The sequence below is a fragment of the Anoxybacillus amylolyticus genome (assembly GCF_001634285.1).
GTDB classification, from domain to species: domain Bacteria; phylum Bacillota; class Bacilli; order Bacillales; family Anoxybacillaceae; genus Anoxybacteroides; species Anoxybacteroides amylolyticum.
The window spans coordinates 242,138-264,871 of the sequence record NZ_CP015438.1 but is presented as its reverse complement, the minus strand read 5'-3'; the positions used below and the strand labels follow the sequence as shown (position 1 = coordinate 264,871).

General features: G+C 46.1%; 21 protein-coding genes. 12 read left to right on the top strand and 9 right to left on the bottom strand.

Annotated features, from left to right (window positions below):
* Positions 1 to 133 precede the first annotated feature (133 nt).
* From adhE to GFC30_RS01320, 3 genes are all read right to left on the bottom strand, one after another.
* The gene (gene adhE, locus GFC30_RS01330) at positions 134 to 2,737 is read right to left on the bottom strand and encodes a bifunctional acetaldehyde-CoA/alcohol dehydrogenase (RefSeq protein WP_066322437.1); all 2,604 of its coding nucleotides are present in this window, start codon (positions 2,735 to 2,737) and stop codon (positions 134 to 136) included.
* Positions 2,738 to 2,922: 185 nt separating this feature from the next.
* A complete protein-coding gene (locus tag GFC30_RS01325; protein ID WP_066322434.1) occupies positions 2,923 to 3,150 on the bottom strand; it encodes a hypothetical protein in 228 nt (75 codons plus the stop codon).
* 78 nt (positions 3,151 to 3,228) lie between these two features.
* The gene (locus GFC30_RS01320; protein WP_066322432.1) at positions 3,229 to 4,602 is read right to left on the bottom strand and encodes a transcriptional regulator; all 1,374 of its coding nucleotides are present in this window, start codon (positions 4,600 to 4,602) and stop codon (positions 3,229 to 3,231) included.
* 173 nt (positions 4,603 to 4,775) lie between these two features.
* On the opposite strand from GFC30_RS01320, the gene GFC30_RS01315 reads away from it, so the two are divergent.
* A complete protein-coding gene (locus tag GFC30_RS01315; protein ID WP_066322426.1) occupies positions 4,776 to 6,287 on the top strand; it encodes an FAD-dependent oxidoreductase in 1,512 nt (503 codons plus the stop codon).
* Positions 6,288 to 6,310: 23 nt separating this feature from the next.
* On the opposite strand, the gene GFC30_RS01310 is transcribed toward GFC30_RS01315, so the two are convergent.
* The 4 genes from GFC30_RS01310 to GFC30_RS01295 all read right to left on the bottom strand — a co-directional run bounded on the left by GFC30_RS01310 (position 6,311) and on the right by GFC30_RS01295 (position 11,113).
* Positions 6,311 to 7,462, bottom strand: coding sequence for a glycerate kinase (locus GFC30_RS01310; RefSeq protein ID WP_066322424.1), 1,152 nt, complete (start codon positions 7,460 to 7,462; stop codon positions 6,311 to 6,313).
* A 107-nt stretch (positions 7,463 to 7,569) separates the two neighbouring features.
* On the bottom strand, positions 7,570 to 8,667 hold the full coding sequence (desB, locus tag GFC30_RS01305; RefSeq protein ID WP_066322421.1) for a Delta(10) desaturase DesB: 1,098 nt from the start codon (positions 8,665 to 8,667) through the stop codon (positions 7,570 to 7,572).
* A 254-nt stretch (positions 8,668 to 8,921) separates the two neighbouring features.
* Positions 8,922 to 10,028, bottom strand: a complete 1,107-nt coding sequence (locus GFC30_RS01300) for an alanine/ornithine racemase family PLP-dependent enzyme (RefSeq protein WP_066322420.1) — start codon at positions 10,026 to 10,028, stop codon at positions 8,922 to 8,924.
* A complete protein-coding gene (locus tag GFC30_RS01295; protein ID WP_066322419.1) occupies positions 10,025 to 11,113 on the bottom strand; it encodes an N-acetyltransferase DgcN family protein in 1,089 nt (362 codons plus the stop codon). The genes GFC30_RS01300 and GFC30_RS01295 overlap by 4 nt, the downstream gene beginning before the upstream one ends.
* A gap of 330 nt (positions 11,114 to 11,443) precedes the next feature.
* Between GFC30_RS01295 and tnpA (GFC30_RS01290) the strand changes: the two genes are divergently transcribed.
* The 6 genes from tnpA (GFC30_RS01290) to GFC30_RS01265 all read left to right on the top strand — a co-directional run bounded on the left by tnpA (GFC30_RS01290) (position 11,444) and on the right by GFC30_RS01265 (position 16,851).
* A complete protein-coding gene (gene tnpA, locus GFC30_RS01290; RefSeq protein ID WP_066322404.1) occupies positions 11,444 to 11,776 on the top strand; it encodes an IS66 family insertion sequence element accessory protein TnpA in 333 nt (110 codons plus the stop codon).
* A complete protein-coding gene (tnpB, locus tag GFC30_RS16315; protein WP_066372650.1) occupies positions 11,770 to 12,126 on the top strand; it encodes an IS66 family insertion sequence element accessory protein TnpB in 357 nt (118 codons plus the stop codon). The genes tnpA (GFC30_RS01290) and tnpB (GFC30_RS16315) overlap by 7 nt, the downstream gene beginning before the upstream one ends.
* Positions 12,127 to 12,191: 65 nt before the next feature.
* Positions 12,192 to 13,775: an IS66 family transposase gene (gene tnpC / locus GFC30_RS01280; RefSeq protein WP_066322418.1), complete on the top strand. Its 1,584-nt coding sequence runs from the start codon at positions 12,192 to 12,194 to the stop codon at positions 13,773 to 13,775.
* A gap of 952 nt (positions 13,776 to 14,727) precedes the next feature.
* Entirely contained in the window at positions 14,728 to 15,825 is a 1,098-nt protein-coding gene (locus GFC30_RS01275) for a SagB family peptide dehydrogenase (RefSeq protein WP_066322416.1), read from the top strand.
* Positions 15,822 to 16,544, top strand: coding sequence for an AzlC family ABC transporter permease (locus tag GFC30_RS01270; protein WP_066322413.1), 723 nt, complete (start codon positions 15,822 to 15,824; stop codon positions 16,542 to 16,544). The genes GFC30_RS01275 and GFC30_RS01270 overlap by 4 nt, the downstream gene beginning before the upstream one ends.
* Positions 16,534 to 16,851: an AzlD domain-containing protein gene (locus GFC30_RS01265; protein WP_066322412.1), complete on the top strand. Its 318-nt coding sequence runs from the start codon at positions 16,534 to 16,536 to the stop codon at positions 16,849 to 16,851. Before GFC30_RS01270 ends, GFC30_RS01265 begins: the two co-directional genes overlap by 11 nt.
* Before the next feature lie 65 nt (positions 16,852 to 16,916).
* Here GFC30_RS01265 and istB (GFC30_RS01260) read toward each other — a convergent pair whose 3' ends face one another.
* Positions 16,917 to 17,690, bottom strand: coding sequence for an IS21-like element helper ATPase IstB (istB, locus tag GFC30_RS01260; RefSeq protein WP_066322411.1), 774 nt, complete (start codon positions 17,688 to 17,690; stop codon positions 16,917 to 16,919).
* Positions 17,691 to 17,805: 115 nt separating this feature from the next.
* Here istB (GFC30_RS01260) and istA point away from each other — a divergent pair, with 115 nt between their 5' ends.
* Both istA and istB (GFC30_RS01250) read left to right on the top strand, forming a co-directional pair.
* Positions 17,806 to 19,032: an IS21 family transposase gene (gene istA, locus GFC30_RS01255; protein WP_066322409.1), complete on the top strand. Its 1,227-nt coding sequence runs from the start codon at positions 17,806 to 17,808 to the stop codon at positions 19,030 to 19,032.
* The gene (gene istB, locus GFC30_RS01250; protein WP_066322407.1) at positions 19,026 to 19,805 is read left to right on the top strand and encodes an IS21-like element helper ATPase IstB; all 780 of its coding nucleotides are present in this window, start codon (positions 19,026 to 19,028) and stop codon (positions 19,803 to 19,805) included. Before istA ends, istB (GFC30_RS01250) begins: the two co-directional genes overlap by 7 nt.
* Before the next feature lie 43 nt (positions 19,806 to 19,848).
* Here the strand turns inward: istB (GFC30_RS01250) and GFC30_RS17740 are convergent, their stop codons facing one another.
* Positions 19,849 to 20,157, bottom strand: coding sequence for a Mu transposase domain-containing protein (locus GFC30_RS17740; RefSeq protein ID WP_409978506.1), 309 nt, complete (start codon positions 20,155 to 20,157; stop codon positions 19,849 to 19,851).
* Positions 20,158 to 20,249: 92 nt separating this feature from the next.
* Between GFC30_RS17740 and tnpA (GFC30_RS01240) the strand changes: the two genes are divergently transcribed.
* The 3 genes from tnpA (GFC30_RS01240) to tnpC (GFC30_RS01230) all read left to right on the top strand — a co-directional run bounded on the left by tnpA (GFC30_RS01240) (position 20,250) and on the right by tnpC (GFC30_RS01230) (position 22,581).
* The gene (gene tnpA, locus GFC30_RS01240) at positions 20,250 to 20,582 is read left to right on the top strand and encodes an IS66 family insertion sequence element accessory protein TnpA (protein WP_066322404.1); all 333 of its coding nucleotides are present in this window, start codon (positions 20,250 to 20,252) and stop codon (positions 20,580 to 20,582) included.
* The gene (gene tnpB, locus GFC30_RS16310) at positions 20,576 to 20,932 is read left to right on the top strand and encodes an IS66 family insertion sequence element accessory protein TnpB (protein ID WP_066372650.1); all 357 of its coding nucleotides are present in this window, start codon (positions 20,576 to 20,578) and stop codon (positions 20,930 to 20,932) included. The genes tnpA (GFC30_RS01240) and tnpB (GFC30_RS16310) overlap by 7 nt, the downstream gene beginning before the upstream one ends.
* A 65-nt stretch (positions 20,933 to 20,997) precedes the next feature.
* Positions 20,998 to 22,581, top strand: a complete 1,584-nt coding sequence (tnpC, locus tag GFC30_RS01230) for an IS66 family transposase (protein ID WP_066322398.1) — start codon at positions 20,998 to 21,000, stop codon at positions 22,579 to 22,581.
* The last annotated feature ends 153 nt before the right edge of the window (positions 22,582 to 22,734 follow it).

The following is a 22,734-nucleotide window of genomic DNA, read 5'->3' as shown; positions in this document are numbered from 1 at the left end:
GTTAATTCCTCCTACATATACAACGATTCCATTTCAACGATAAGCAAGTAAAGGAAGAAACGCAATATTATGTTGCAATAAGAAAAGCTGAGGCAATTGCCTCAGCTCCAGAGGGGAGGTTAGGGATCTATGATTATACTCCTTTAAACGCTTGTCGGTAGATGTCTGCTAAATCACTGACAAGCGGGAGTTTCGGGTTAGCTGTTGTACATTGGTCTTCGAAAGCAAGCTCGGCTAATTTGTCGACTTTGCTGTCGAATTCTTGCTTGCTGACACCGCATGCTTCAATGCTTAACGGAATTTCCAATTCTTTTGCCAACTTAATGATCGCTTGGATGAGGCTTTCTACGCCTTCTTCCGTCGTTCTTGCTGGCAAACCGAGCATTCTTGCGATTTCCGCATAACGCTGATCCGCTACGAAATATTCGTATTTCGGGAAGGCAGTAAATTTCTTCGGCTTCGTTGCGTTATAGCGAATGACGTGCGGCATTAAAATCGTATTCGCACGTCCGTGTGGAATGTGGAATTCCGCACCGAGTTTGTGCGCCAAGCTATGGTTAATGCCTAAGAACGCATTCGCAAACGCCATCCCTGCAATGGTCGATGCGTTATGCATTTTTTCGCGAGCTACTTCATCGTTGCCGTTTTTATATGCTCTTGGCAAGTATTCGAATACAAGCTGGATCGCTTTCATCGCAAGACCGTCTGTATAGTCGTTCGCCATGTTGGACACATATGCTTCAATCGCGTGTGTTAACACGTCCATTCCTGTATCAGCCGTTACATGTTTTGGCAACGTCATGACAAATTGCGGGTCAATGATGGCGACGTCTGGCGTTAATTCATAGTCTGCCAATGGATATTTTACATTGTTTTCTTTATCGGTAATGACCGCAAACGATGTCACTTCTGAACCTGTTCCAGACGTTGTCGGAATCGCCACAAATTGTGCTTTATGACCAAGCTTCGGATATTTGAAGACACGTTTCCGAATATCTAAGAATTTTTGTTTTAATCCGTGGAAGTCTGTTTCTGGATGTTCATAGAACAACCACATCGCTTTTGCTGCGTCCATTGCTGAACCACCGCCAAGCGCGATGATGACGTCTGGTTGGAAGCTTCTCATCATTTCCGCGCCTTTCATGACCGTTGTAAGCGATGGATCTGGTTCAACTTCCGAGAAAATTTCACAATGGACGTAATCTGGGCGTTTCCGCAAATAGTAAAGCACTTTATCGACATAGCCAAGTTTGACCATGCCAGGGTCAGTCACGATAAATGCTTTCGAGATATTCGGCATCTTCGCCAAATATTGCGTCGAGTTTTTCTCGAAGTAAATTTTTGGCGGTACTTTAAACCATTGCATATTGACCGTCCTTTTCGCCATTTTCTTAATGTTAATGAGATGGATCGCACCTACGTTTGTGGATACCGAGTTTCCACCAAACGTACCGCAGCCGAGCGTTAAAGACGGAATGTAGGCGTTATAAATGTCACCGATTGCCCCTTGCGAAGATGGCGCATTTACAATAATACGACCTGCTTTCATCCGTTGCCCAAATTGAGTAATGACATCTTGGTTGTCAGAATGAATAACTGCCGAGTGCCCTAATCCGCCGAACGCTAACATTTCTTCGCAACGTTTTAATCCTTCTTCTGTGCTATTGACTTTATAGCAAGCCAATACTGGGCTTAGTTTTTCACGAGAAAGCGGATATTGCGGTCCGACGCCTTTTAATTCCGCCACTAAAATTTTTGTATCTTTCGGTACGTCGACACCAGCCATTTTCGCAATTTCGTATGCTGGTTTTCCGACAATGTCTGGGTTGACAGCGCATTTGTCTTCGTTAATAACCAATTTTTCTACTTTTTTCTTTTCTTCTTCATTCAAGAAATAACAACGGTTGTCGATCATTTCTTTTTTCACTTGATCGTAAATTTCTTTATCGATAATGACCGCTTGTTCCGAAGCACAAATCATTCCGTTGTCAAATGTTTTCGATAAAATTAAGTCGTTTACCGCACGTTTAATGTTCGCTGTTTTTTCAATATAGCAAGGCACGTTACCAGGCCCCACCCCTAAGGCGGGTTTTCCGGAACTGTAAGCTGCTTTCACCATTCCGGCGCCGCCAGTCGCTAAAATAAGCGAAACACCTAGATGAGCCATGAGTTGCTGTGTCGCTTCTAATGAAGGGGTTTCAATCCATTGAATGCAATATTCTGGCGCTCCTGCTTTAATTGCCGCATCCCGCAACACTCTTGCTGCTTCGCTACTACATTTTTGTGCAGATGGATGGAAGGCAAAAATAATTGGGTTACGTGTTTTAATAGAAATTAATGCTTTGAACATCGTAGTCGATGTTGGGTTCGTGACTGGTGTCACCCCAGCGATAACCCCAACTGGCTCGGCAATTTCCACAATTCCTTCATGCAGATTTTCACGAATAATACCAACGGTTTTATCGTATTTAATGTTGTGGTATATATACTCTGTTGCAAAAATATTTTTAATAATTTTATCTTCATATACACCGCGTTTTGTTTCTTCTACTGCCATTTTTGCTAACGGCATATGCTGATCGAGTCCAGCGAGCGCCATTTCTTTGACAATTTTATCGATCGTTTCTTGGTCATAGTTGCGTAATTTTTCTAGCGCTTTTTGGGCGTTTGCGACAAGCTGGTCGATCATTGCCGCCACTTCGGTCTTTTTCTCTAATACTTTTTCTTCCACCGCCATGTTGATGCCCTCCTATCAATTTGTGAACAATTTCACAATAAAGAAGAAAAATTTTAGATGAGAAATCTCTCATCCATCACACTTTCATTATAAACGATTGGCTCGTATTTAGGTATGTCAAATTTGTGAAATGTTGAGCAATTTTTTCATACGGAACGGGCTACCTTGGAAAATAGCCCGCCTTTTTATTCGCAAGCAGGGTTTCGCGGAATTTTGGTAAATGAAATATCATTATACATACGCGTATTTCGTTTAATAATGACAACATAATTTACGGTCCATATATAAGAAGGAATATCGTTTCCTTCTTCAAACATCATTGCTTCAAACTCGTCACCAATCATTTCTTCAAAGCTTTCTAGCGTATAAGTCGCTGCGTCTGTCGAAAAGTCCCGCCATTCACAAAGAAGCATCGTCCTCACTCCTCCCTGCTGTTTGATTTAATTGTAATACGTTTTCCACCCCCAGTATGCACGATACTATTGAACAAATTATGAATCTTGCGTTGTCATATATGCTTGACGCGGATGGTTTGGCTGTTCGGCATATTTCAACCGTATTTTTCCTTCCTCTAATAACTTAGCCAAATAGTTATTGCGCAATCCGTCTGCCGTCCGATCCAATAAATAGGACAATTCTTTTAGCATGAGCGGGCGTTTCGCACAAAGCTGTAAAATAATTTCCTCCATCATCGCTGGAGGAAGCCTTCTTTTCTTCCGTGCTAAAGAAGCAATTTCCCATAACGAATCCTCTACATCCATATGCTCCTCTCCGCTTTTATTATTTACGGACCTAGAACGCTTATTTACGAAGTTAGGTCCGTTATTTACGGATCCCACACCGTTATTTATGGGGTTTATGTTTTTGTTTATGGAGTTAGGCCCGTTATTTATGGAGTTTTGGGTTTTATTTACGGAGTTTTCTCCGTTATTTAAAGAGTTCGAGTTGTTGTATACGGAGTTAGGTCCGTTATTTACGAAGTCCAAAGTTAGCTCCTCTCCCCAGTCAACAACCTCTTGCTCTCCATGCTGTATTACTAATGATTGTTCTTCTGTTTCAAATGCCACTGCTATTTCTTCTGAAAATATGACATCGCTCAGTTCTGTCGACAATACGAATATTGTACGTGCTGGATCCGCTTGTTGAATGATCTGCGGCTGTTTCCAACGATGTCCTTTCCATACGGACGAAAGATACGGAAGTCCAAATCCCGCTCTTTTGCATAACCCGATTAAGATAAACATTTTAAACACATTTGGATTGCGCAAATGGCTCATTCCACTTGTCCAAGCAGATTCTACCGGAATGCGGAGCAACCCCGGATTAGAAAGCCGATATGTGTTACGTTCTTTCTCAATGACAATTCCACCTTCCCCGAAATAATCGGCATGAACAAGCGCGTTAATGACGGCTTCATGCAACGCTGGTACTATCGAGCGCTCATGCAGAGGAATGGTTTCCATCACTTTAAAATAAAAATCGTATACGTTTCCTGACCATGTCCCATCTTGAGAAGTAAACCGATTCGACCACCCGCTTTTAGAAACTGCTTGTATTTCACGATATTCTAGAAAATATTGTGGCAATACTTCCGTAATGATTCGTTCTTCGCTAAACATTAAAAGTCCAGCGATCGTAATGCCTTCTTTACTGCTGTTTCTTAATTTTCCCCATGCACCAATTTTGTATAAAAATTCTTTCATCTCTAGTCCATTCCACGGATGATTCGGTTTTGCTGCGCAAAATTTTTCCCGATAATGCTTAACCGATTCAAAATTTAATTCGTTCAAACCGTAATGTTCTAAAATGACGTTATCTTGTAATCCAGAGGAATGATGCTCTAAGTTATTTGTATAATTATTCACTTCCAATCTCCCTCTTACGCTATAGTATGAAAATAAATCCCTTTTCTCTCTGTTTCTTATTTTATCACCTTTCTAGGAACGAGAGGCAAAAAAGAAAATGAACGAGCCACGGATAATTTTTTAAATTTAAGGAAATTTATGTATGTAGGTAGAATCATGAGGAGGAATATCGAATGCACTCACTTCCGCAACTTGTCGAACCGTATTGGCGCACGTCCACTGTGCTCCCATCTTTTTCGCCGTTAACAGAAAATATTCATGTGGATACAGTTATCGTTGGTGGCGGTATTTCCGGCATTACAACTGCCTATTTATTAGCGAATGCTGGAGTAGATGTTGCACTTATTGAAGCCGACCGCCTATTAAACGGAACAACAGGGCACACCACCGCAAAAGTGACGGCACAACACGATCTTATTTACGATGAATTACTTCATCATCTCGGCATCGAAAAAGCGAGGATGTATTATGACGCCTGCAAAGAGGCGATGCAATGGATAAAAACAACAATTGAAGCACAACGTATTGACTGCGATTGGAAAGAGGAAGAGGCGTACATTTATTCAACAACAGACGCTTCATTCCATAAACTAATCAACGAATGGAAAGCATACGAAAAAATAGGTATTCATGGTGAAATGAAAGAAACGATGCCACTATCGATGTCTATTCGCGCAGCGCTCGTCATGAAAAACCAAGCCCAATTTCATCCGTTAAAATATTTGCAAACGCTTGTCGAAATCATCCAACAAAAAGGGGGAAAAATATATGAGCAAACCCCCGCGGCTGATGTAGAACAAGGGGAAACGTTAACGGTTATTACGAGGCAGCATAAACGGCTCACGTGTCGCCATCTTGTCGTCTGTTCCCATTTTCCTTTTTATGACGGTGGGTTTTATTTTTCGCGCATGTATGCAGAACGCTCGTATGTGCTTGCTGTTCAAAGTGATAAAAAATATCCCGGCGGCATGTATTTAAGCGCCGATGAACCGAAACGGTCGATTCGTTCGGTGAACACGCCCGATGGGGAACTTCTTCTTATCGGCGGAGAAAGCCATAAAACTGGGCAAGGAATACCAACCATCGAACATTATGACGCATTGCGGTCGTTTGCGTCCGAGTTGTTTCCAGTCACCGCCATTCCTTATCGCTGGTCCGCCCAAGACTTAACGACACTTGATAAAGTGCCGTACATCGGTCCCATGACAACCAACACACCGAACGTCTATGTCGCGACAGGATACCGAAAATGGGGGATGACAAACGGAACAGTGGCAGGATTGTTGTTAAGCGATTTGATTTTAGGGCGAGACAATCGCTACAGCGAGCTTTATACACCGTCGCGATTTTATGCCGACCCAAGCGTCAAACACTTCATTATACAGAACGCCGATGTCGCTAAACATCTCGTGGAAGGAAAAATCGAAGTTATCGTGCGGACACCAGAAGATTTGGCAAACGGAGAAGGTGCAGTCGTTCTTGTAAACAATAAACGAGCCGGAGCCTATAAAGACCAAAACGGAACCCTTTTTCTTGTCGATACGACGTGCACCCATCTAGGATGTGAAGTCGAATGGAACAGCGGCGACCGCACATGGGACTGTCCATGCCATGGCTCTCGTTTCTCCATCAAAGGTGACGTCATCGAAGGTCCAGCGAAACAGCCGTTACAAAAAATCGAATGAGCACCAAATGAGCGATCTCCTTGTTATTTAGGGGATCGCTCTACGTTCATTCCTATCCGAAGCGACGCCGCAATGTGACGGGAGGTACGCTCTATGTAGTCCGTAGCCTTTTCCATCGCTTCTGAAAGGGACACAACACCTGGAACGATTGTATAAAGGGCGTCCACTCCATAATCGAGAACAACGTCGCTGTCGTCCGCTAGCGACCCCGCCAACGCGATGACCGGAATGTTTTTTGTTTTCGCTACTTTTGCGACGCCAATTGGCACTTTCCCATAAGCGGTTTGTCTGTCAATTCGGCCTTCTCCTGTCACGACAAGCGACGCGTTCGCTAACTTTTCCGCGAATTGAACCGCTTCTAATACGATGTCAATTCCTCGTTTTAATTCGACAGGCAAAAATGCCAATAACCCTGCACCGAGCCCTCCGGCCGCTCCAGCACCAGGAACATTGACTTGTTTCCCAAGCGTTTTAGCGATGATGTCAGCATAGTGGTGCAAATGGTCATCTAGCTGTCGCGCCATTTCGAAAGTGGCACCTTTTTGCGGCCCGAAAACAAACGACGCTCCTGTTGGCCCTGTTAACGGATTCGTCACGTCGCACGCGACGTCAATCTTTACGTGTCTTAGCCGTGGATCTAGCAGAGACACGTCAATTTGCGCTAATCGCGACAAACTTCCACCACCAAATCCAATTTCTTCCCCGTTCTCATCTAATAGTTTTACGCCAAGCGCTTGTGCCATTCCTGCTCCACCGTCATTTGTCGCACTTCCGCCAAGTCCGATGATGATACGCTGTACACCATAATCAAGCGCCGAACGAATGAGCTCGCCTGTTCCACATGTTGTCGTAACGAGCGGATTTCGTTTTTCCCTTGGGACAAGATGCAACCCTGACGCGGCCGCCATCTCAATCACCGCGGTTTTGCCGTCACCAAGCAAGCCAAAAAAAGCAGACACTGTTTCTCCTAACGGTCCGGTAACTTGCTTTTCGATAATCGTTCCTCCTGTCGCATCTACAAGCGCTTGAACCGTTCCTTCTCCACCGTCTGCGAGCGGAACTTTTACATACTCCGCCTCTTGAAAAACACGACGAAACCCTCTTTCGATGGCGTTAGCGACTTCCCATGCTGACAAACTTTCCTTAAACGAATCCGGCGCAATGACAATCTTCACGTTTTTTCTCCTCACTTTCTTCGCATCTGGTTATTTCCATCATATTACTTTTGGAAGACGGCGACAAACAAAAAGCTGGCTCCAAATAGAACCAGCAATCCGAATCCTTACTTTTTCAATTGTCCAGCTACTTTTTTCGTAAGGACTTGTTTTTTGTTCTCCATTTTGCGATATTCGATGTGCGAAGGGTCTAGCCCGTATCCTAAAGAACCGTATACGTTTCCTTGGCGCGGTTCAATTAGTTCAGTCTGTTGATAATACAGTCTTGGTGTTTTCCAGAGCGCCCGTAACGCTTGAATCATCGGCATTTCATGATAACGATCTGGCCACATTTTCTTAATATGTTCTTTTACCAGTGGGTAATATTTTGAACTCATGCTCGGAAATAGATGGTGCTCGGTATGGTATGAAAAGTTAAAATGGAGCACATCGACCCACTTTGGCACGGTGACCGATAAGCTATTGGCAAGCGGATCGTTCACGGGCACTAATGGATTTAAGCGATGGTTCGTCGAAATATAGCTCATGACGATAAAATTGGCAATCAATAGCGGCAATAAAAAGATAAAGAACCAATTAGCAAATCCTACAACAAACAATAAGCCGATCCATGTTGCCCAAGGCAACAAAAACTGAAAGAACACAATACTGCGATTTCTCGGTTGAAAATCTTTAAGAAAATAAAACAGCATTCTCGTCGAATGAAGGGTAAACGTAATCGCTAACGAGCTAAAGGCAAAAAATGCCCGAATCGTAAACGGAATGTTATACACCCAGCGCAATAAACGACTTTTTGCTAACTTTTCAACTGCAGGCCATGCGTCAGGGTCTTTCTCCTCGTCTTGTGTATGAGCGTGGTGTGTGACATTATGCCACTTTCTCCATAGTTTTGGTCCGGTACATAGCGGCCAAAAAGCAACGGCGCCAAGGAAATCGCGCAACCACGGCGTTCGCACGACGGTACCGTGCAAAATTTCATGCCCCAAAAACCCTAAAGCAGCAAAACTAAAACCTAATACAACAGAAATAAGCGTCTTCCATATTGGATGAAGATCAAGTAAAGAAATAGCGAGGATACCGCTCAACGCGATGAGAAAATACGCTAGACCACCGAAAAGACGAGAAGGGACGGGTTGAAATGCTTTTTTTGGCAAATGCGGGGAAATTCTTGCCGCATACCAGCCAAACGAATGAAATTCTTTCATTTAACGACTCCTTTCAAATTGAACCTTCTGCCAGAGAAAATGAACAAAAGGCACTACACATTTACCGCAAAATAAGTCGTAATATTCTGAAAAGACCATTTATGCGGTTATTATTACTTATGCTTTATCCTACCATCTCTCATCTTGTCCTGTCAATCTTTTTTTACTACCAGGTATTATTATTACGTACTAATTTTCAACAAAAATCGCTTCTCTGCCTCCGATTCACCTAAAGCAGAAAAGCGATACCTATCTTATGCCGACGTTCGACTTTTGGAATAGTGGCTTCGTTCAGGCAAATATTTTTTATAAACATAAGGAGATGTCATAACCGAAATAAGCGCACCGTAATCGAGGGTGAATTTTACTTCATCCCCGATCTTTATCTCGACATTTTTCGTATCAAGAATAATATGGTCGCTGCTTGCCCCAAGGATGTCTATCGGCAATACCGGTGTTAACCCTGGAACGAAGACATCTTGTCGCCCAATTCCAACGATGGCACGCCGGATAAGTCCACGGTCGCCAAACGTAATCGATTCGCCAAACGCGTTTCGCCCTCGCTCCCCAAATGGAACAGATGGCTTCGATTTTGCTTCAATCACTTCCGCTACTAAGCAAAACGCATCTTGATATAGCTCGGGAATCGGGGTGCCGTTCACTGTTTCCCGCCCTAAAAAAATCGATTCGCCAAGGCGAATATGGTTTACCATTCCGGCATCTTTTGTTTGTTTCACCCAATAGTAATTAGCAGAGTTTCCTCCTGAAACGTACGGGAGAAATAACGAAAATTGCTTTTGGACTTGTTTAACGAGCGAAGAAAATTCACGCATTTTTTGCTCAGTCGGAATCACGCCGCCAAAGCAAGCGAAATTCGTGCCAAGACCGACAAGCTGAATGTTTGGTAACTTTAACACTTCTTCGATAACCGCTGGCAAATCTTCTGGCATAATCCCTTCGCGCAAGTCACCCATTTCGATCATTAAAATAATCGAATGTTTCTTTTGTTGCTTTACTGCTTCGTTTGCCAATGCACGAATCACGTCTAGTTCTGTGTTCATACTAATGTCGGCAACTTGAACGACTGACGCTACTTCGCTTAATGCTGGCGTCCTTAGCAACATGAGCGTCGCATTCAAACGCGCCGTTTTTAATCGTCGGAGGCGGGAAATTTTTGTATCGGCTAAGCTCGTAATCCCGCTCTCTACAAGCGTTTTCGCAATCTCGATACTAGCGCCTACTCCTTTGACGACCGCTGTCACTCGAATCCCTTTTTCTTCATATAATTTTTTTAGCACGCTAGCATTATGAAGAATTTTGTGCAAGTCAATTTCCACCCTTGGAGTGAGCACTGTTCTCATACGGCCACCCCTGACGAACGTTTCTTTTGTAATGACGGGAAGTAGTCGATAAGACGATCAATTACTTTGTCTGGTCCCATTTTTAAAACATCTGTCACTGGCATGTGGAACGTTTGTTCATATTCTATAATTGTTTGTTGTAGTTCGTCATCGGTCATTCCTTCGTGGTTTAACGTAATTGCGACGACTTTTGTTTGTCCGAAATGTTCAATCAACTCGATTTCGCTTTGAACGGACGGCATTTTCATGAACGGGAAATCGCCAAGTACTTTTCGCTTTGGCGGATGTTGCAAAATTACTGCCTGCGGCCTTGCTCCTTTTAAAATGCCACATGAGCTGACGTACGCAGGATGGCTTAATGCTCCTTGTCCTTCGACGATAATAATGTCCGGCTGCTCGGTTTCGTATGCTCGGACAATTTCTCGTTCCAATTCTCCAATCATATATTGGAGCGGAAACGCGTCCATGGCGAAACCGTAAGAAGCGCCTTGAATGAGTCCTGTTTGTCCAGTAGCAATAAAAGCCGTGCGGTAGCCGCGCGCTTGCAGCCCTTTGTCCACGATCATTGCAGTCGTCCGTTTGCCGCACGCTCCATCGGTACCTAGCACAGCAACGACTGGCACCTTTACTTGCAAAATACGGCCAGTAAATAACGTCCATTCCTTTTTCGGCCGCGGTTTGCGAATATCCCGAATTTCTACGTCGCAACGTTTAGCAATTGCCATGATTTCTTCATCTTCTGTCAAAAATTCTTGTAGCGGATTAATAATATGCATTCCTGCTTCTATTGCATCTATTACTACTTGCCGTTCTTCTTGTTTGAGAAAAGCGTTTGCGGGAGCAATTCCAAGGATAAAGTAGTTCGTTTTTTCTTTCGCAGAGGTAATCGCTTCTTGAAGGTCTTTGCAAATCGGGATGCCGTTTCGTTTTTTGTCTAATACTTCACCTGCGTCTTGTCCGGCTTTCGTGCTGTCGATGACCGCCGCAATCTCATACAGCCCAGAATTGCGAACTAAACCATTGGCAGTTTTTCCATCCATGGAGCCAAATTGATTTTCACAATAAACAATGGCACATTTCTTCATCAGAAACCCCTCCATTTCATGTGAAATCAATTTTTTCCACGAAAAAGAACACCTTAATCCTTATTTAGGAAAGATGTTCTTTCATAAAAATGGTTATTCTATTAATAATTATAAAAAATTTAGCGGAAAATGTACAATACTTTCCCTGATTCGATTTAAAAAAGCACGAAAGGGAAGAGTTATTTATGATACGGTTCACCGTACCAGTTGATAGGGTAAAATGATGTTACAAGACCAGTATTAGTAAGCGTCAAATAAAACCCACCTGTATCCGATTCATCATTCATGAGACAATGGCCTCAAGCACATGAAAAAGGAGGTCAAGATCTCATGGATCGTGAGCAACGGATCCGGGAATGGACTTCTCGCGTGGAAGAGTACCGAACCAGCGGACTTACGATGGCCGCATGGTGCGAGGCGCAAGGCATTTCCATTCATCAATTGAAATATTGGCTGAATCGTTTGAAACGGCTATCCGATTCGAGTCGGACAAATGCTTCTACCATGGGTTGGGTACCAGTGACCGTGACATCCTCCCCTGAAAACCAGAACCCGGATCCAGGGGTTGTCATTCGGATCGGCCAGGTATCCATCGAGGTCGCAAACGGTTTTGATCCCCAACTTCTCCGTCAGGTTGTTCAGACCTTGATGCCCTTATGCTAAGCATTCCGAATTCGATCCGCGTCTATCTTGCCTGCGGCAGCACCGATCTCCGCAAATCGATCGACGGGTTGGCCGCCCTGGTGCAGGAAGGATTCGAGCTGGATCCGTTCTCTCCCGCGCTGTTTGTCTTCTGCAACCGGCAACGGGACAAAGTAAAGATTCTGTTCTGGGACCACAACGGCTTCTGGCTCTTCTACCGCCGATTGGAGCGCGGGAGGTTTCCGTGGCCGATGGCTCCATCCGCACGGCCGCTTGAGATGAGCGGCCGCGAATTACGATGGCTACTGGACGGCCTGTCGCTGGAACAACAGCAGGCGCATCCTGCCGTTCGGGCAAAGTATGTCATTTGAAACAATTCACCCTGTCAGCCCATTGACCACAAGGAATCCGGGGATCGGTGTAGAAATGAATCGGTATGGAAAAGAAAACGAACGCTCTCACCCCTACCCTTACAACGGAAGAATATGAGGCTCAGGTTGCCAGGCTGGAACAGCAGGTTGCCGAACTGTCGGCCAAACTCAAATGGTACGAAGAACAGTTCCGCCTCGCGCAAAAAAAGCGCTTCGGCGCCTCCAGCGAGAAGACGGATCCGAACCAGTTGGAGTTGGATCTGTTCAACGAAGCAGAAGTCCTTGCCACGCCGAAAGGCGAAGAGCCGCCCATGGAGAAAATTACGTACGAGCGCCGGAAACCAGCCGGTCCACGCACAGCCAAACTGGACCATCTGCCAGTGGAGACGGTGACGTATGAGTTGAACGAAGACGAACGGGTCTGCTCGTGCTGTGGCAACCCCCTTCATGAAATGAGCTCCGAGACGCGTCATGAAATTGCGATTATTCCAGCGCAGGTGAAAGTGGTGCAGCATGTGCGCAAGGTATATGCTTGCCGCCGCTGCGAGCGCGAGGAGATCCGTACGCCGATCGTAACGGCCCCGATGCCAAATCCCATCTATCCGGGCAGCCTCGCTTCTCCTTCGAGTATGGCGTATGTGATGACACAGAAGTATGTGGACAGCCAGCCGCTGTACCGGCAGGAGCAGCAATTTTCCCGTCTGGGACTTTCGATTTCCCGGCAGACGTTGGCCAACTGGATGATGTACGGCGCCGAGTGGCTGTCGCTGCTAACGGATCGCATGCGTGAGCATCTGCTGAAGCAGGACATTCTGCATGCAGATGAGACGACGCTGCAGGTGCTGCGCGAGCCGGGCAAATCAGCCGAGACGCAATCGTACTTGTGGCTGTATCGGACCGGGCGCATGGGCCCGCCGATCGTCCTGTACGACTACAAGCCGACGCGAAACGGGGAGCATCCGCGAAACTTTCTTTCGGGATTTCGCGGCTACCTGCACGTTGACGGGTATTCCGGTTACCATAAGGTGCAGGGCGTGACCCTCGTTGGATGCTGGGCGCATGCGCGCCGCAAGTTCGACGAGGCGCTGAAGGCGATGCCTGCCGGACAACCGAAAACCGAAACGGCGGCCCGACAGGGACTGGAGTTTTGCAACCAGCTCTTTGCGATTGAGCGAGGGCTTAGGGACGCGTCGCCGGAAGAACGCTATGCCGTCCGAATGGAGCGAAGCAAGCCCATCTTGGAGGCCTATTTGGCATGGCTTCAAAAGCAACGGCCCCGAACGCTGCCAAAAAGTCTGCTCGGACAGGCGATTGCGTACAGCTTGAACCAATGGGACAAACTGACGGCTTTCCTGCAGGATGGTCGTCTGGAGATCGACAACAACCGCAGCGAAAGGTCGATCAAGCCATTTGTGATTGGACGAAAGAACTGGCTGTTTGCCAACTCGCCTCGCGGAGCACAGGCCAGCGCGACGATCTACAGCGTGATTGAGACCGCGAAAGAGAACGGACTGAATCCGTTCCAATACTTGAAGTATCTGTTTGAGCAGCTTCCGCAGCTTGCAGATCCAAAAGATACGGAAGCGCTGGACAATCTGCTGCCTTGGTCTCCAACGTTACCGCTTGTATGTCGAACAACTCAATCGTAACCTATTTTATCGAAGCCCTCATCGGATCAACAGGTGGGGGTTATTTGACGTTTACCTCCTTTCCGAATGTTGTCTCGTCAACTACATTCTAACCGAGGAGAAATAGAAATGGCTCTTCTATTTTTAAAAGATGAATTTTACACAATTATACGGACACAACTGTTTTTTCTTCAGAAGACCCTTTTTCTTTAGAAGACCATTCATATAATAAGCGTACTTTAAGAGCCAGAGATAAATGGCTCTTATTTTTTATTACCCACTAGGATTGCAGACAAATTCCCTCTGCTATGTGAGATAGAGGGTGTTTTGTCAGCATACTGCCAGGGTTCCGGTAGGAAAGCAAATGGTTTTTCGTAGTTAGTAATCCTGATGATAGGAAATGGATCCGGGTAATGCATATATGGGTGAGAGTGGTGATATGAATAGTGCATTTACGGATTATATGGATAATGTACATCGATCCAAAGAAAGGCGCTTGTCATGGATAAAAATGTACGTTTGTACTGATAATCACCCATATCACTTCTTTAACCACATTGCTTGTTAGCATAGGAAACAGGATCCAATCAAAAACATTATATTTCAGGCTAGAGAGTCTAACCCGTTTTTAATGGTACATACCCGATTATTCTTATTTGTATTGACTGTATAAATTGTTTCCAATATAATCAAACTCAATCAACACACTAAAGCGTTAATGGAGGAAATTGTCGAAATATTTTTACTTATAAAATGTACCATGATTGTGAAATTATATATATAATATAGTTGTCCGCGGATTAATCTTTGTAAAGATAGGAGGGGATTGTTGTGAAAAAAATTCAGCTTGAAAGCAAAAATTTCTGCGCTCTGCTCCCTGTAATCGTACGTAAGTAATTTAAACGGTGGCATCCCATTATTGAGATGCCACCAAAATTTCATTGAATTAACTAAATATATAAGGAGTTTTATTATGGCTTATATTAATCCATATATTTTTATGTTATTTAGAAACGGGGAAGTAATTGTTTGGGACTATTTCAATCATCAACAATTTGCTTTAGAACCTAGATATGTAAAACGTTTATTGGAATTGAATAATGGTGAAAGAGTCGATGATAGTTCAATCGATAAAGATTTGATTGAAGCAAATATAGTTCAATTAGAACCTCCAATTATTGATGATTGGGGATGGGATGTACTTTCTCATATTTTTCATAAAGGAACACAAAATATACCGATTACTAAAGTCGAAAACCCAGATTACGATACATGGGTAGAAGAATATCTAGAATACTGTGAATCTATTATTAATGAACAACCTGATTTATTCACTAAGCGTCAAGGTCATATCATTGATTTACCAGATCCTGACTATTCGCTTTTTAATAACAAGACATTATTATCGACGTTAAAGGATAGAAAAACCTCCCGCGTATTTAATGGGGGTGTCATGCCACTAAATACTTTATCAACGTTGCTATACATGACGTTTGGACCAATTCACGGTGATTGGTCGGATTTAAATGAAAACGGACTTCTTACAACAGGGATACGGAAATCAAGTCCATCGGGAGGAGGATTACATCCAGAAGAAGCTTATGTATTAGCGCTTCGTGTTGATGGACTAAATCCAGGAGTTTACCATTATCGTATGGACCATAAACTTACACTTCTTACAGAAGAAATATCAGAGGATAGGCTAATTGAATTACTGTATCACCAATATTATGCTCGTGGGTTATCTGTGGGAATTTTTATAACTGCTAGATTTGATAAGGCTTGGTGGAAATATCGTCATTCTCGTGCGTATAGGAATGTGTTACTTGATATTGGGCACGTATCACAAACATTCCAACTTTGTGCAACAAGTTTAGGATACCAGTCTTGGCTAACCGGTGCTTTTCATGATAGAGAAGTGGATTCATTTCTTGGAATTGATGGAGTAAGCGAAAGTACATTGTTTTTTGTGGGAGCTGGAATTGGCGAAAATAAAAGTTTTGATGAAAAAATCCTGGAACATGTTTCATTAAGAGATAGTAAAAATCAAAGAAAGAGGAGTTTTGAATGAAAAGCAACGACTTAGTAATCAATAAAAATATCTTATTACATAATACGATACGACAGGGGATCCGTGATGCGTTCCCTCTTGCAATTGGTATTGCTACATATGGAATACCTTATGGAGTACTTGGTATTCATGCTGGATTCGGTGTATTAGGTACAGTCGCAATGTCAGCGTTGGTTTTTTCAGGTTCGGTGCAAATGATATCGATTGCAATGCATACTGCCGGTGCTGGTTTAGTTAGTATTATTGGAACCGCAGTTTTGCTAAATTTACGAAACTTGTTATATGGTGCAACATTAGCTTCAGGAATTAGCACGGCAAAAAAATGGAGATGGCTGTTAGCTTTTGGAGTATCGGATGAGCCTTTTGTATTAGGAACTGCTCGATTTCAATCTTTTGGCCCCGATCCATTGTATTTTGGAATAATTACTATTGTTTTTTACTTAACTTGGGTGGCTACATCATTTATCGGTGCAATTATAGGAGGACATATCAATACCCAAGATTTAGGCCTGGATTTGGCCTTTCCCATGACTTTCGTTGCGATTCTTTCTCAAATAATAAAAGATAAACCTATTATAGCAACAGCACTTACAGGAGCAATAATTACAATTGCAAATGAAATTTTTGTACCTGGGTCGCCTTATGTCATTTTACTCGCAGGTTTCATTTCTCCGTTCGTTGGATGCTATTTAAGGAGTCGAAAGTCCAATGTGGAATAATTGGTTATTAATAATAATATTGGCTATTTTAACATACATTAGCCGAATTGCGGGAATTGAAGCGTTAATTGGGAGACAAGTAAATAGTAGAGTACAAATGTATTTAAACTATGTTCCAGCTGGAGCAATATCCGCACTCGTAGCGTCTCAGTTGTTCTATATTAAAAACGGTAAAATCTCATTATCATTTCCCGTTATAGTTGCAGGGATTATAGTTGCTATCTGCATGAAGATATTTAAGTCATTTCTTCTGTCTGTAATTATTGGTGTGATAGCAGGATCCTTGACAACTCATTTTATTCGTTAGTGTCAAGGCCGGATTATAATTGAACCATTTTGGCCGTTTTAAAATTGACCCACCCCGGCGATTTTTTATTTTTTCATTGCATTCAGGCTTGGATCAATTCCTGTCCGCATGCGTTCTTTCAAGCGATAGCTGTTTCCTCGTATGTTGATAACGTGAGAATGATGGAGGAGGCGGTCTACGACCGCAGTTGCCAAGACTTCGTCTCCAAGCAGTTCACCCCATTGACTGATGCTTTTGTTGCTGGTCAACACAATGCTTCCACGTTCATATCGGGCACAGATCACCTGAAATAAGAGATTCGCTGCCAGTTCATCAAGAGGATGATACCCGATTTCGTCAATCACAAGAATTTTGGGTCTTGTGTAGATTCGCAACCGCTTGTTCAGACGGTTCTCCATATAAGCCTTTCGAAGATCTTCGATCATATAGGTCAGGCTTACGAAGTATACGGAAATCCCAAGTTCAATTGCTTTTATGGCGAGAGCCACTGCCAAGTGGCTTTTTCCGACGCCGGGAGGGCCTAATAGCAACACGTTTTCATGTCGGGCCACAAATGCCATGGTACCCAATTCACGGATCAGACGTTCATCGACACTGGGCTGAAAGGAAAAGTCAAACTCATCAAGTGTTTTTCGGTACGGAAGATGCGCCAGCTTGGTCCTGACTTCCAGATTCCGCCTTTGTCGTTCGGAGATTTCGACATCCAAGAGCCGATTTAAAAACGTAAGGTAGGGACTTTGGGCATGAATTGCGGTTTCCAGCTCTGCATCCAACATATGAGCTGCTCGTTCGAGGCCCAGTTCTTGTAGCCGCTGGCGCGCTTGGTCCAATTCCATCATGCTCCTGTGACCGCCGGGTTAAAATTGACCCAGTAACGCCGGAATGAAATTGACCCACCTGCGTTGAATATCTCCCATCGATAACGTGCGAATGTTGTCGAAGGGGGAAATCCAAATGTTACGAGGTGGGTCTGTGTTAAGATTACAAGGTTTGCAGGCAGAAGGGAAGGGTTGGCGTACCATTGCTCGAGAAACTGGCCATTCCAAGAACACGGTCAAAAAGTACCTGCGGGATGGCCACCCAGTGGGGAGCAAAGCCCGTCCAAAACGGGCAAAGAAGCTGGATCCGTTTATTCCTCAAATCCAACAGTGGATGAGCGAAGGCTTGTTTAACTGTGTAGCGATGAAACAGCGTCTCGAGAAAATGGGCTATACCGGCGGTGTGACGCAAATCAAGGAGTACGTCCGACCACATCGGCCGCCACGACAACCGCAGGCAAAGATCCGGTATGAAACAAAACCCGGACAACAAGCCCAAATTGACTGGGGATTCTGCGAGGAGGTGGATGAAAACGGCCGCAGGCACAAAGTTGCGGTATTCGTCATGGTTCTCGGGTACTCCCGTGCCATGTACGTCGAATTCACCCGGCGCTGCGATATCTACAGTTTTCTGCGCTGCTTCATCCACGCCCTCGAGCACTTTGGCGGTGTGCCTAGGTTCGCTTTGACGGATCACATGAAGACGGTCGTTATTGGTCGGAATGACGACGGAACCCCCAAATGGCATCCGTTGTTTGAAGATTTTGTACTCACAGTGGGCTTGACACCAAAACTTTGCAAGGTTCGTACACCTAAGACAAAGGGCAAGGTCGAGCGTGGTGTGGCCTTCGTCAAGGACAACTTCTGGCCTGGTCGGCGGTTCACTGGCATGGCAGATCTCAATCGTCAAGCGATGGCATGGTGTCAAGAACAGGACCGCCGCATTCACGGTACAACCGGAGAGCGACCATGTGACCGTATGAATGACGAGGAATTGAAACCTCTTCCAACGCCTGACCGGCTAAAGAAGTTTCTTCGTGAGGAGCGCAAAGTCTCGATGGACGGATTCGTGAGTTGGGACGGCGTCCGATATGGAGTTCCCTGGCGTTACAGCGGACGTGTTGTTACGGTTCGTCAAGTTGGGGCGAAAATCGAAATCTGGTCTGAAGGTGTATGTATCGCCATTCACGACAAATCTGACCGTTGGGGTGGACTAGTACGGCTGAAAGGTCAATACGAGGGTTTATCCGCCTCTCAGGGTAGAGTGGCTCCGAAGGCCATTGCCGTGCGTGTTGCGGAATCTGACGTCGAAAAACGCTCACTCCAGGTGTACGAGCAATTGGCGGAGGCGAGCGTATGCTAGAACTTGAGAAAGTACGGTCACAATTGACAGAGCTGAAACTGCACACGGCGGCAGAAATCCTGGAATCCCGTTTACAGACGGCTTCACAGAAAGAATTCACCTACGTGGCGTTTCTTGCCGAACTGTTGCAGGAGGAAATTTCGCACCGACGACAGCGTCATATACAGACACAGGTGCAGAGAGCCCGTCTTCCCTACCAAAAGACCTTGGAGGAATTTGATTTTTCCTTTCAGCCAAGTGTCGATAAACGGGTCATCGACGAATTTGCCACGCTCGGGTTTATCCGTGAAGCATTCAACATTGTGTTTTTGGGGCCCCCAGGTGTGGGAAAAAGCCACCTGGCAGTAGCATTGGCCATGCGGGCATTGAAAGAAGGTTACTCCGCCTATTTCGTAACTGTGACAGAACTGCTGGAAGACCTACGGAGGGCGCATGCGGAAAACAAACTCGACATTCGGATGCGCAAATACCTGCGCCCGAAGCTGCTCCTGATTGACGAGGTAGGGTATTGGCCCTTTGGACGAGAAGAAGCAAATCTATTCTTCCAACTGGTGAGTACTCGATACGAACATGGAAGCATTATTTTGACGAGCAACAAGAGCTTTGCCGAGTGGGGAGAACTGTTTGGAGATCCTGTTCTCGCTTCCGCAGTCCTCGACCGACTACTTCACCACGGACACATTGTAAACATCCGTGGGCAGAGCTACAGACTGCGAGAGAAGATCCGGGCTGGCGTATACGGCTCCCCACGAGAGACAGTCATGACATCCTGATTCAACGTCGCTGGGTGGGTCAAAACTAACCCGGCGAAACGGGTCAAAACAAATCCGGCGTTGACACTCCCACCTCCACGAGTCGTTCATACACATCCAGCGAACGGATTTCCACATCGTCCGCTGCAATTTGTCTGGCTTGTGGACGGGAATGGGCGTGTCCGTTTGCGGTCGTAAGACCCGTATACTGGCCTGGACACAGGATAACCGCTCGGGATCGTTGCACCTTCTTGTGTATGGCAATCGGAACCCCGTTTACAAGGATCTCAATCCTTCCGTTGAGATCCCGCACATCGACATCCCGGCCGCTATACATCCAGGGTACTCCATACCGAACCCCATCGTAGCTGATAAAACGTAAGCGTCAAATAAAACCCACCTGTATCCGATTCATCATTCATGAGACAATGGCCTCAAGCACATGAAAAAGGAGGTCAAGATCTCATGGATCGTGAGCAACGGATCCGGGAATGGACTTCTCGCGTGGAAGAGTACCGAACCAGCGGACTTACGATGGCCGCATGGTGCGAGGCGCAAGGCATTTCCATTCATCAATTGAAATATTGGCTGAATCGTTTGAAACGGCTATCCGATTCGAGTCGGACAAATGCTTCTACCATGGGTTGGGTACCAGTGACCGTGACATCCTCCCCTGAAAACCAGAACCCGGATCCAGGGGTTGTCATTCGGATCGGCCAGGTATCCATCGAGGTCGCAAACGGTTTTGATCCCCAACTTCTCCGTCAGGTTGTTCAGACCTTGATGCCCTTATGCTAAGCATTCCGAATTCGATCCGCGTCTATCTTGCCTGCGGCAGCACCGATCTCCGCAAATCGATCGACGGGTTGGCCGCCCTGGTGCAGGAAGGATTCGAGCTGGATCCGTTCTCTCCCGCGCTGTTTGTCTTCTGCAACCGGCAACGGGACAAAGTAAAGATTCTGTTCTGGGACCACAACGGCTTCTGGCTCTTCTACCGCCGATTGGAGCGCGGGAGGTTTCCGTGGCCGATGGCTCCATCCGCACGGCCGCTTGAGATGAGCGGCCGCGAATTACGATGGCTACTGGACGGCCTGTCGCTGGAACAACAGCAGGCGCATCCTGCCGTTCGGGCAAAGTATGTCATTTGAAACAATTCACCCTGTCAGCCCATTGACCACAAGGAATCCGGGGATCGGTGTAGAAATGAATCGGTATGGAAAAGAAAACGAACGCTCTCACCCCTACCCTTACAACGGAAGAATATGAGGCTCAGGTTGCCAGGCTGGAACAGCAGGTTGCCGAACTGTCGGCCAAACTCAAATGGTACGAAGAACAGTTCCGCCTCGCGCAAAAAAAGCGCTTCGGCGCCTCCAGCGAGAAGACGGATCCGAACCAGTTGGAGTTGGATCTGTTCAACGAAGCAGAAGTCCTTGCCACGCCGAAAGGCGAAGAGCCGCCCATGGAGAAAATTACGTACGAGCGCCGGAAACCAGCCGGTCCACGCACAGCCAAACTGGACCATCTGCCAGTGGAGACGGTGACGTATGAGTTGAACGAAGACGAACGGGTCTGCTCGTGCTGTGGCAACCCCCTTCATGAAATGAGCTCCGAGACGCGTCATGAAATTGCGATTATTCCAGCGCAGGTGAAAGTGGTGCAGCATGTGCGCAAGGTATATGCTTGCCGCCGCTGCGAGCGCGAGGAGATCCGTACGCCGATCGTAACGGCCCCGATGCCAAATCCCATCTATCCGGGCAGCCTCGCTTCTCCTTCGAGTATGGCGTATGTGATGACACAGAAGTATGTGGACAGCCAGCCGCTGTACCGGCAGGAGCAGCAATTTTCCCGTCTGGGACTTTCGATTTCCCGGCAGACGTTGGCCAACTGGATGATGTACGGCGCCGAGTGGCTGTCGCTGCTAACGGATCGCATGCGTGAGCATCTGCTGAAGCAGGACATTCTGCATGCAGATGAGACGACGCTGCAGGTGCTGCGCGAGCCGGGCAAATCAGCCGAGACGCAATCGTACTTGTGGCTGTATCGGACCGGGCGCATGGGCCCGCCGATCGTCCTGTACGACTACAAGCCGACGCGAAACGGGGAGCATCCGCGAAACTTTCTTTCGGGATTTCGCGGCTACCTGCACGTTGACGGGTATTCCGGTTACCATAAGGTGCAGGGCGTGACCCTCGTTGGATGCTGGGCGCATGCGCGCCGCAAGTTCGACGAGGCGCTGAAGGCGATGCCTGCCGGACAACCGAAAACCGAAACGGCGGCCCGACAGGGACTGGAGTTTTGCAACCAGCTCTTTGCGATTGAGCGAGGGCTTAGGGACGCGTCGCCGGAAGAACGCTATGCCGTCCGAATGGAGCGAAGCAAGCCCATCTTGGAGGCTTATTTAGCATGGCTTCAAAAGCAACGGCCCCGAACGCTGCCAAAAAGTCTGCTCGGACAGGCGATTGCGTACAGCTTGAACCAATGGGACAAACTGACGGCTTTCCTGCAGGATGGTCGTCTGGAGATCGACAACAACCGCAGCGAAAGGTCGATCAAGCCATTTGTGATTGGACGAAAGAACTGGCTGTTTGCCAACACGCCTCGCGGAGCAAAGGCCAGCGCGACGATCTACAGCATGATTGAGACCGCGAAAGAGAACGGACTGAATCCGTTCCAATACTTGAAGTATCTGTTTGAGCAGCTTCCGCAGCTTGTGGATCCGAAAGATACGGAAGCGCTGGACAATCTGCTGCCTTGGTCTCCAACGTTACCGCTTGTATGTCGAACAACTCAATCGTAACCTATTTTATCGAAGCCCTCATCGGATCAACAGGTGGGGGTTATTTGACGTTTACCAGTATTAAACTCTCTCGTTCCAGTAGACGCGGTTTAGGAATTCCAAAGGCTAGGAGCAGTAAGTGACAAAAACCTTGATATATCAAGGTTTTTGTCA

Coding starts and splice junctions, on each gene's coding strand:
- desB (WP_066322421.1), bottom strand. CDS start 8,667: ATGAAAGAATTTCATTCGTTTGGCTGGTATGCGGCAAGAATTTCCCCG.
- GFC30_RS01315 (WP_066322426.1), top strand. CDS start 4,776: ATGCACTCACTTCCGCAACTTGTCGAACCGTATTGGCGCACGTCCACT.
- istA (WP_066322409.1), top strand. CDS start 17,806: ATGTTACGAGGTGGGTCTGTGTTAAGATTACAAGGTTTGCAGGCAGAA.
- tnpA (WP_066322404.1), top strand. CDS start 20,250: ATGGATCGTGAGCAACGGATCCGGGAATGGACTTCTCGCGTGGAAGAG.
- adhE (WP_066322437.1), bottom strand. CDS start 2,737: ATGGCGGTGGAAGAAAAAGTATTAGAGAAAAAGACCGAAGTGGCGGCA.
- GFC30_RS01300 (WP_066322420.1), bottom strand. CDS start 10,028: ATGAGAACAGTGCTCACTCCAAGGGTGGAAATTGACTTGCACAAAATT.
- GFC30_RS01295 (WP_066322419.1), bottom strand. CDS start 11,113: ATGAAGAAATGTGCCATTGTTTATTGTGAAAATCAATTTGGCTCCATG.
- GFC30_RS01270 (WP_066322413.1), top strand. CDS start 15,822: ATGAAAAGCAACGACTTAGTAATCAATAAAAATATCTTATTACATAAT.
- GFC30_RS01265 (WP_066322412.1), top strand. CDS start 16,534: ATGTGGAATAATTGGTTATTAATAATAATATTGGCTATTTTAACATAC.
- tnpC (WP_066322398.1), top strand. CDS start 20,998: ATGGAAAAGAAAACGAACGCTCTCACCCCTACCCTTACAACGGAAGAA.
- istB (WP_066322407.1), top strand. CDS start 19,026: ATGCTAGAACTTGAGAAAGTACGGTCACAATTGACAGAGCTGAAACTG.
- tnpC (WP_066322418.1), top strand. CDS start 12,192: ATGGAAAAGAAAACGAACGCTCTCACCCCTACCCTTACAACGGAAGAA.
- tnpB (WP_066372650.1), top strand. CDS start 20,576: ATGCTAAGCATTCCGAATTCGATCCGCGTCTATCTTGCCTGCGGCAGC.
- tnpB (WP_066372650.1), top strand. CDS start 11,770: ATGCTAAGCATTCCGAATTCGATCCGCGTCTATCTTGCCTGCGGCAGC.
- istB (WP_066322411.1), bottom strand. CDS start 17,690: ATGATGGAATTGGACCAAGCGCGCCAGCGGCTACAAGAACTGGGCCTC.
- tnpA (WP_066322404.1), top strand. CDS start 11,444: ATGGATCGTGAGCAACGGATCCGGGAATGGACTTCTCGCGTGGAAGAG.
- GFC30_RS01325 (WP_066322434.1), bottom strand. CDS start 3,150: ATGCTTCTTTGTGAATGGCGGGACTTTTCGACAGACGCAGCGACTTAT.
- GFC30_RS01275 (WP_066322416.1), top strand. CDS start 14,728: ATGGCTTATATTAATCCATATATTTTTATGTTATTTAGAAACGGGGAA.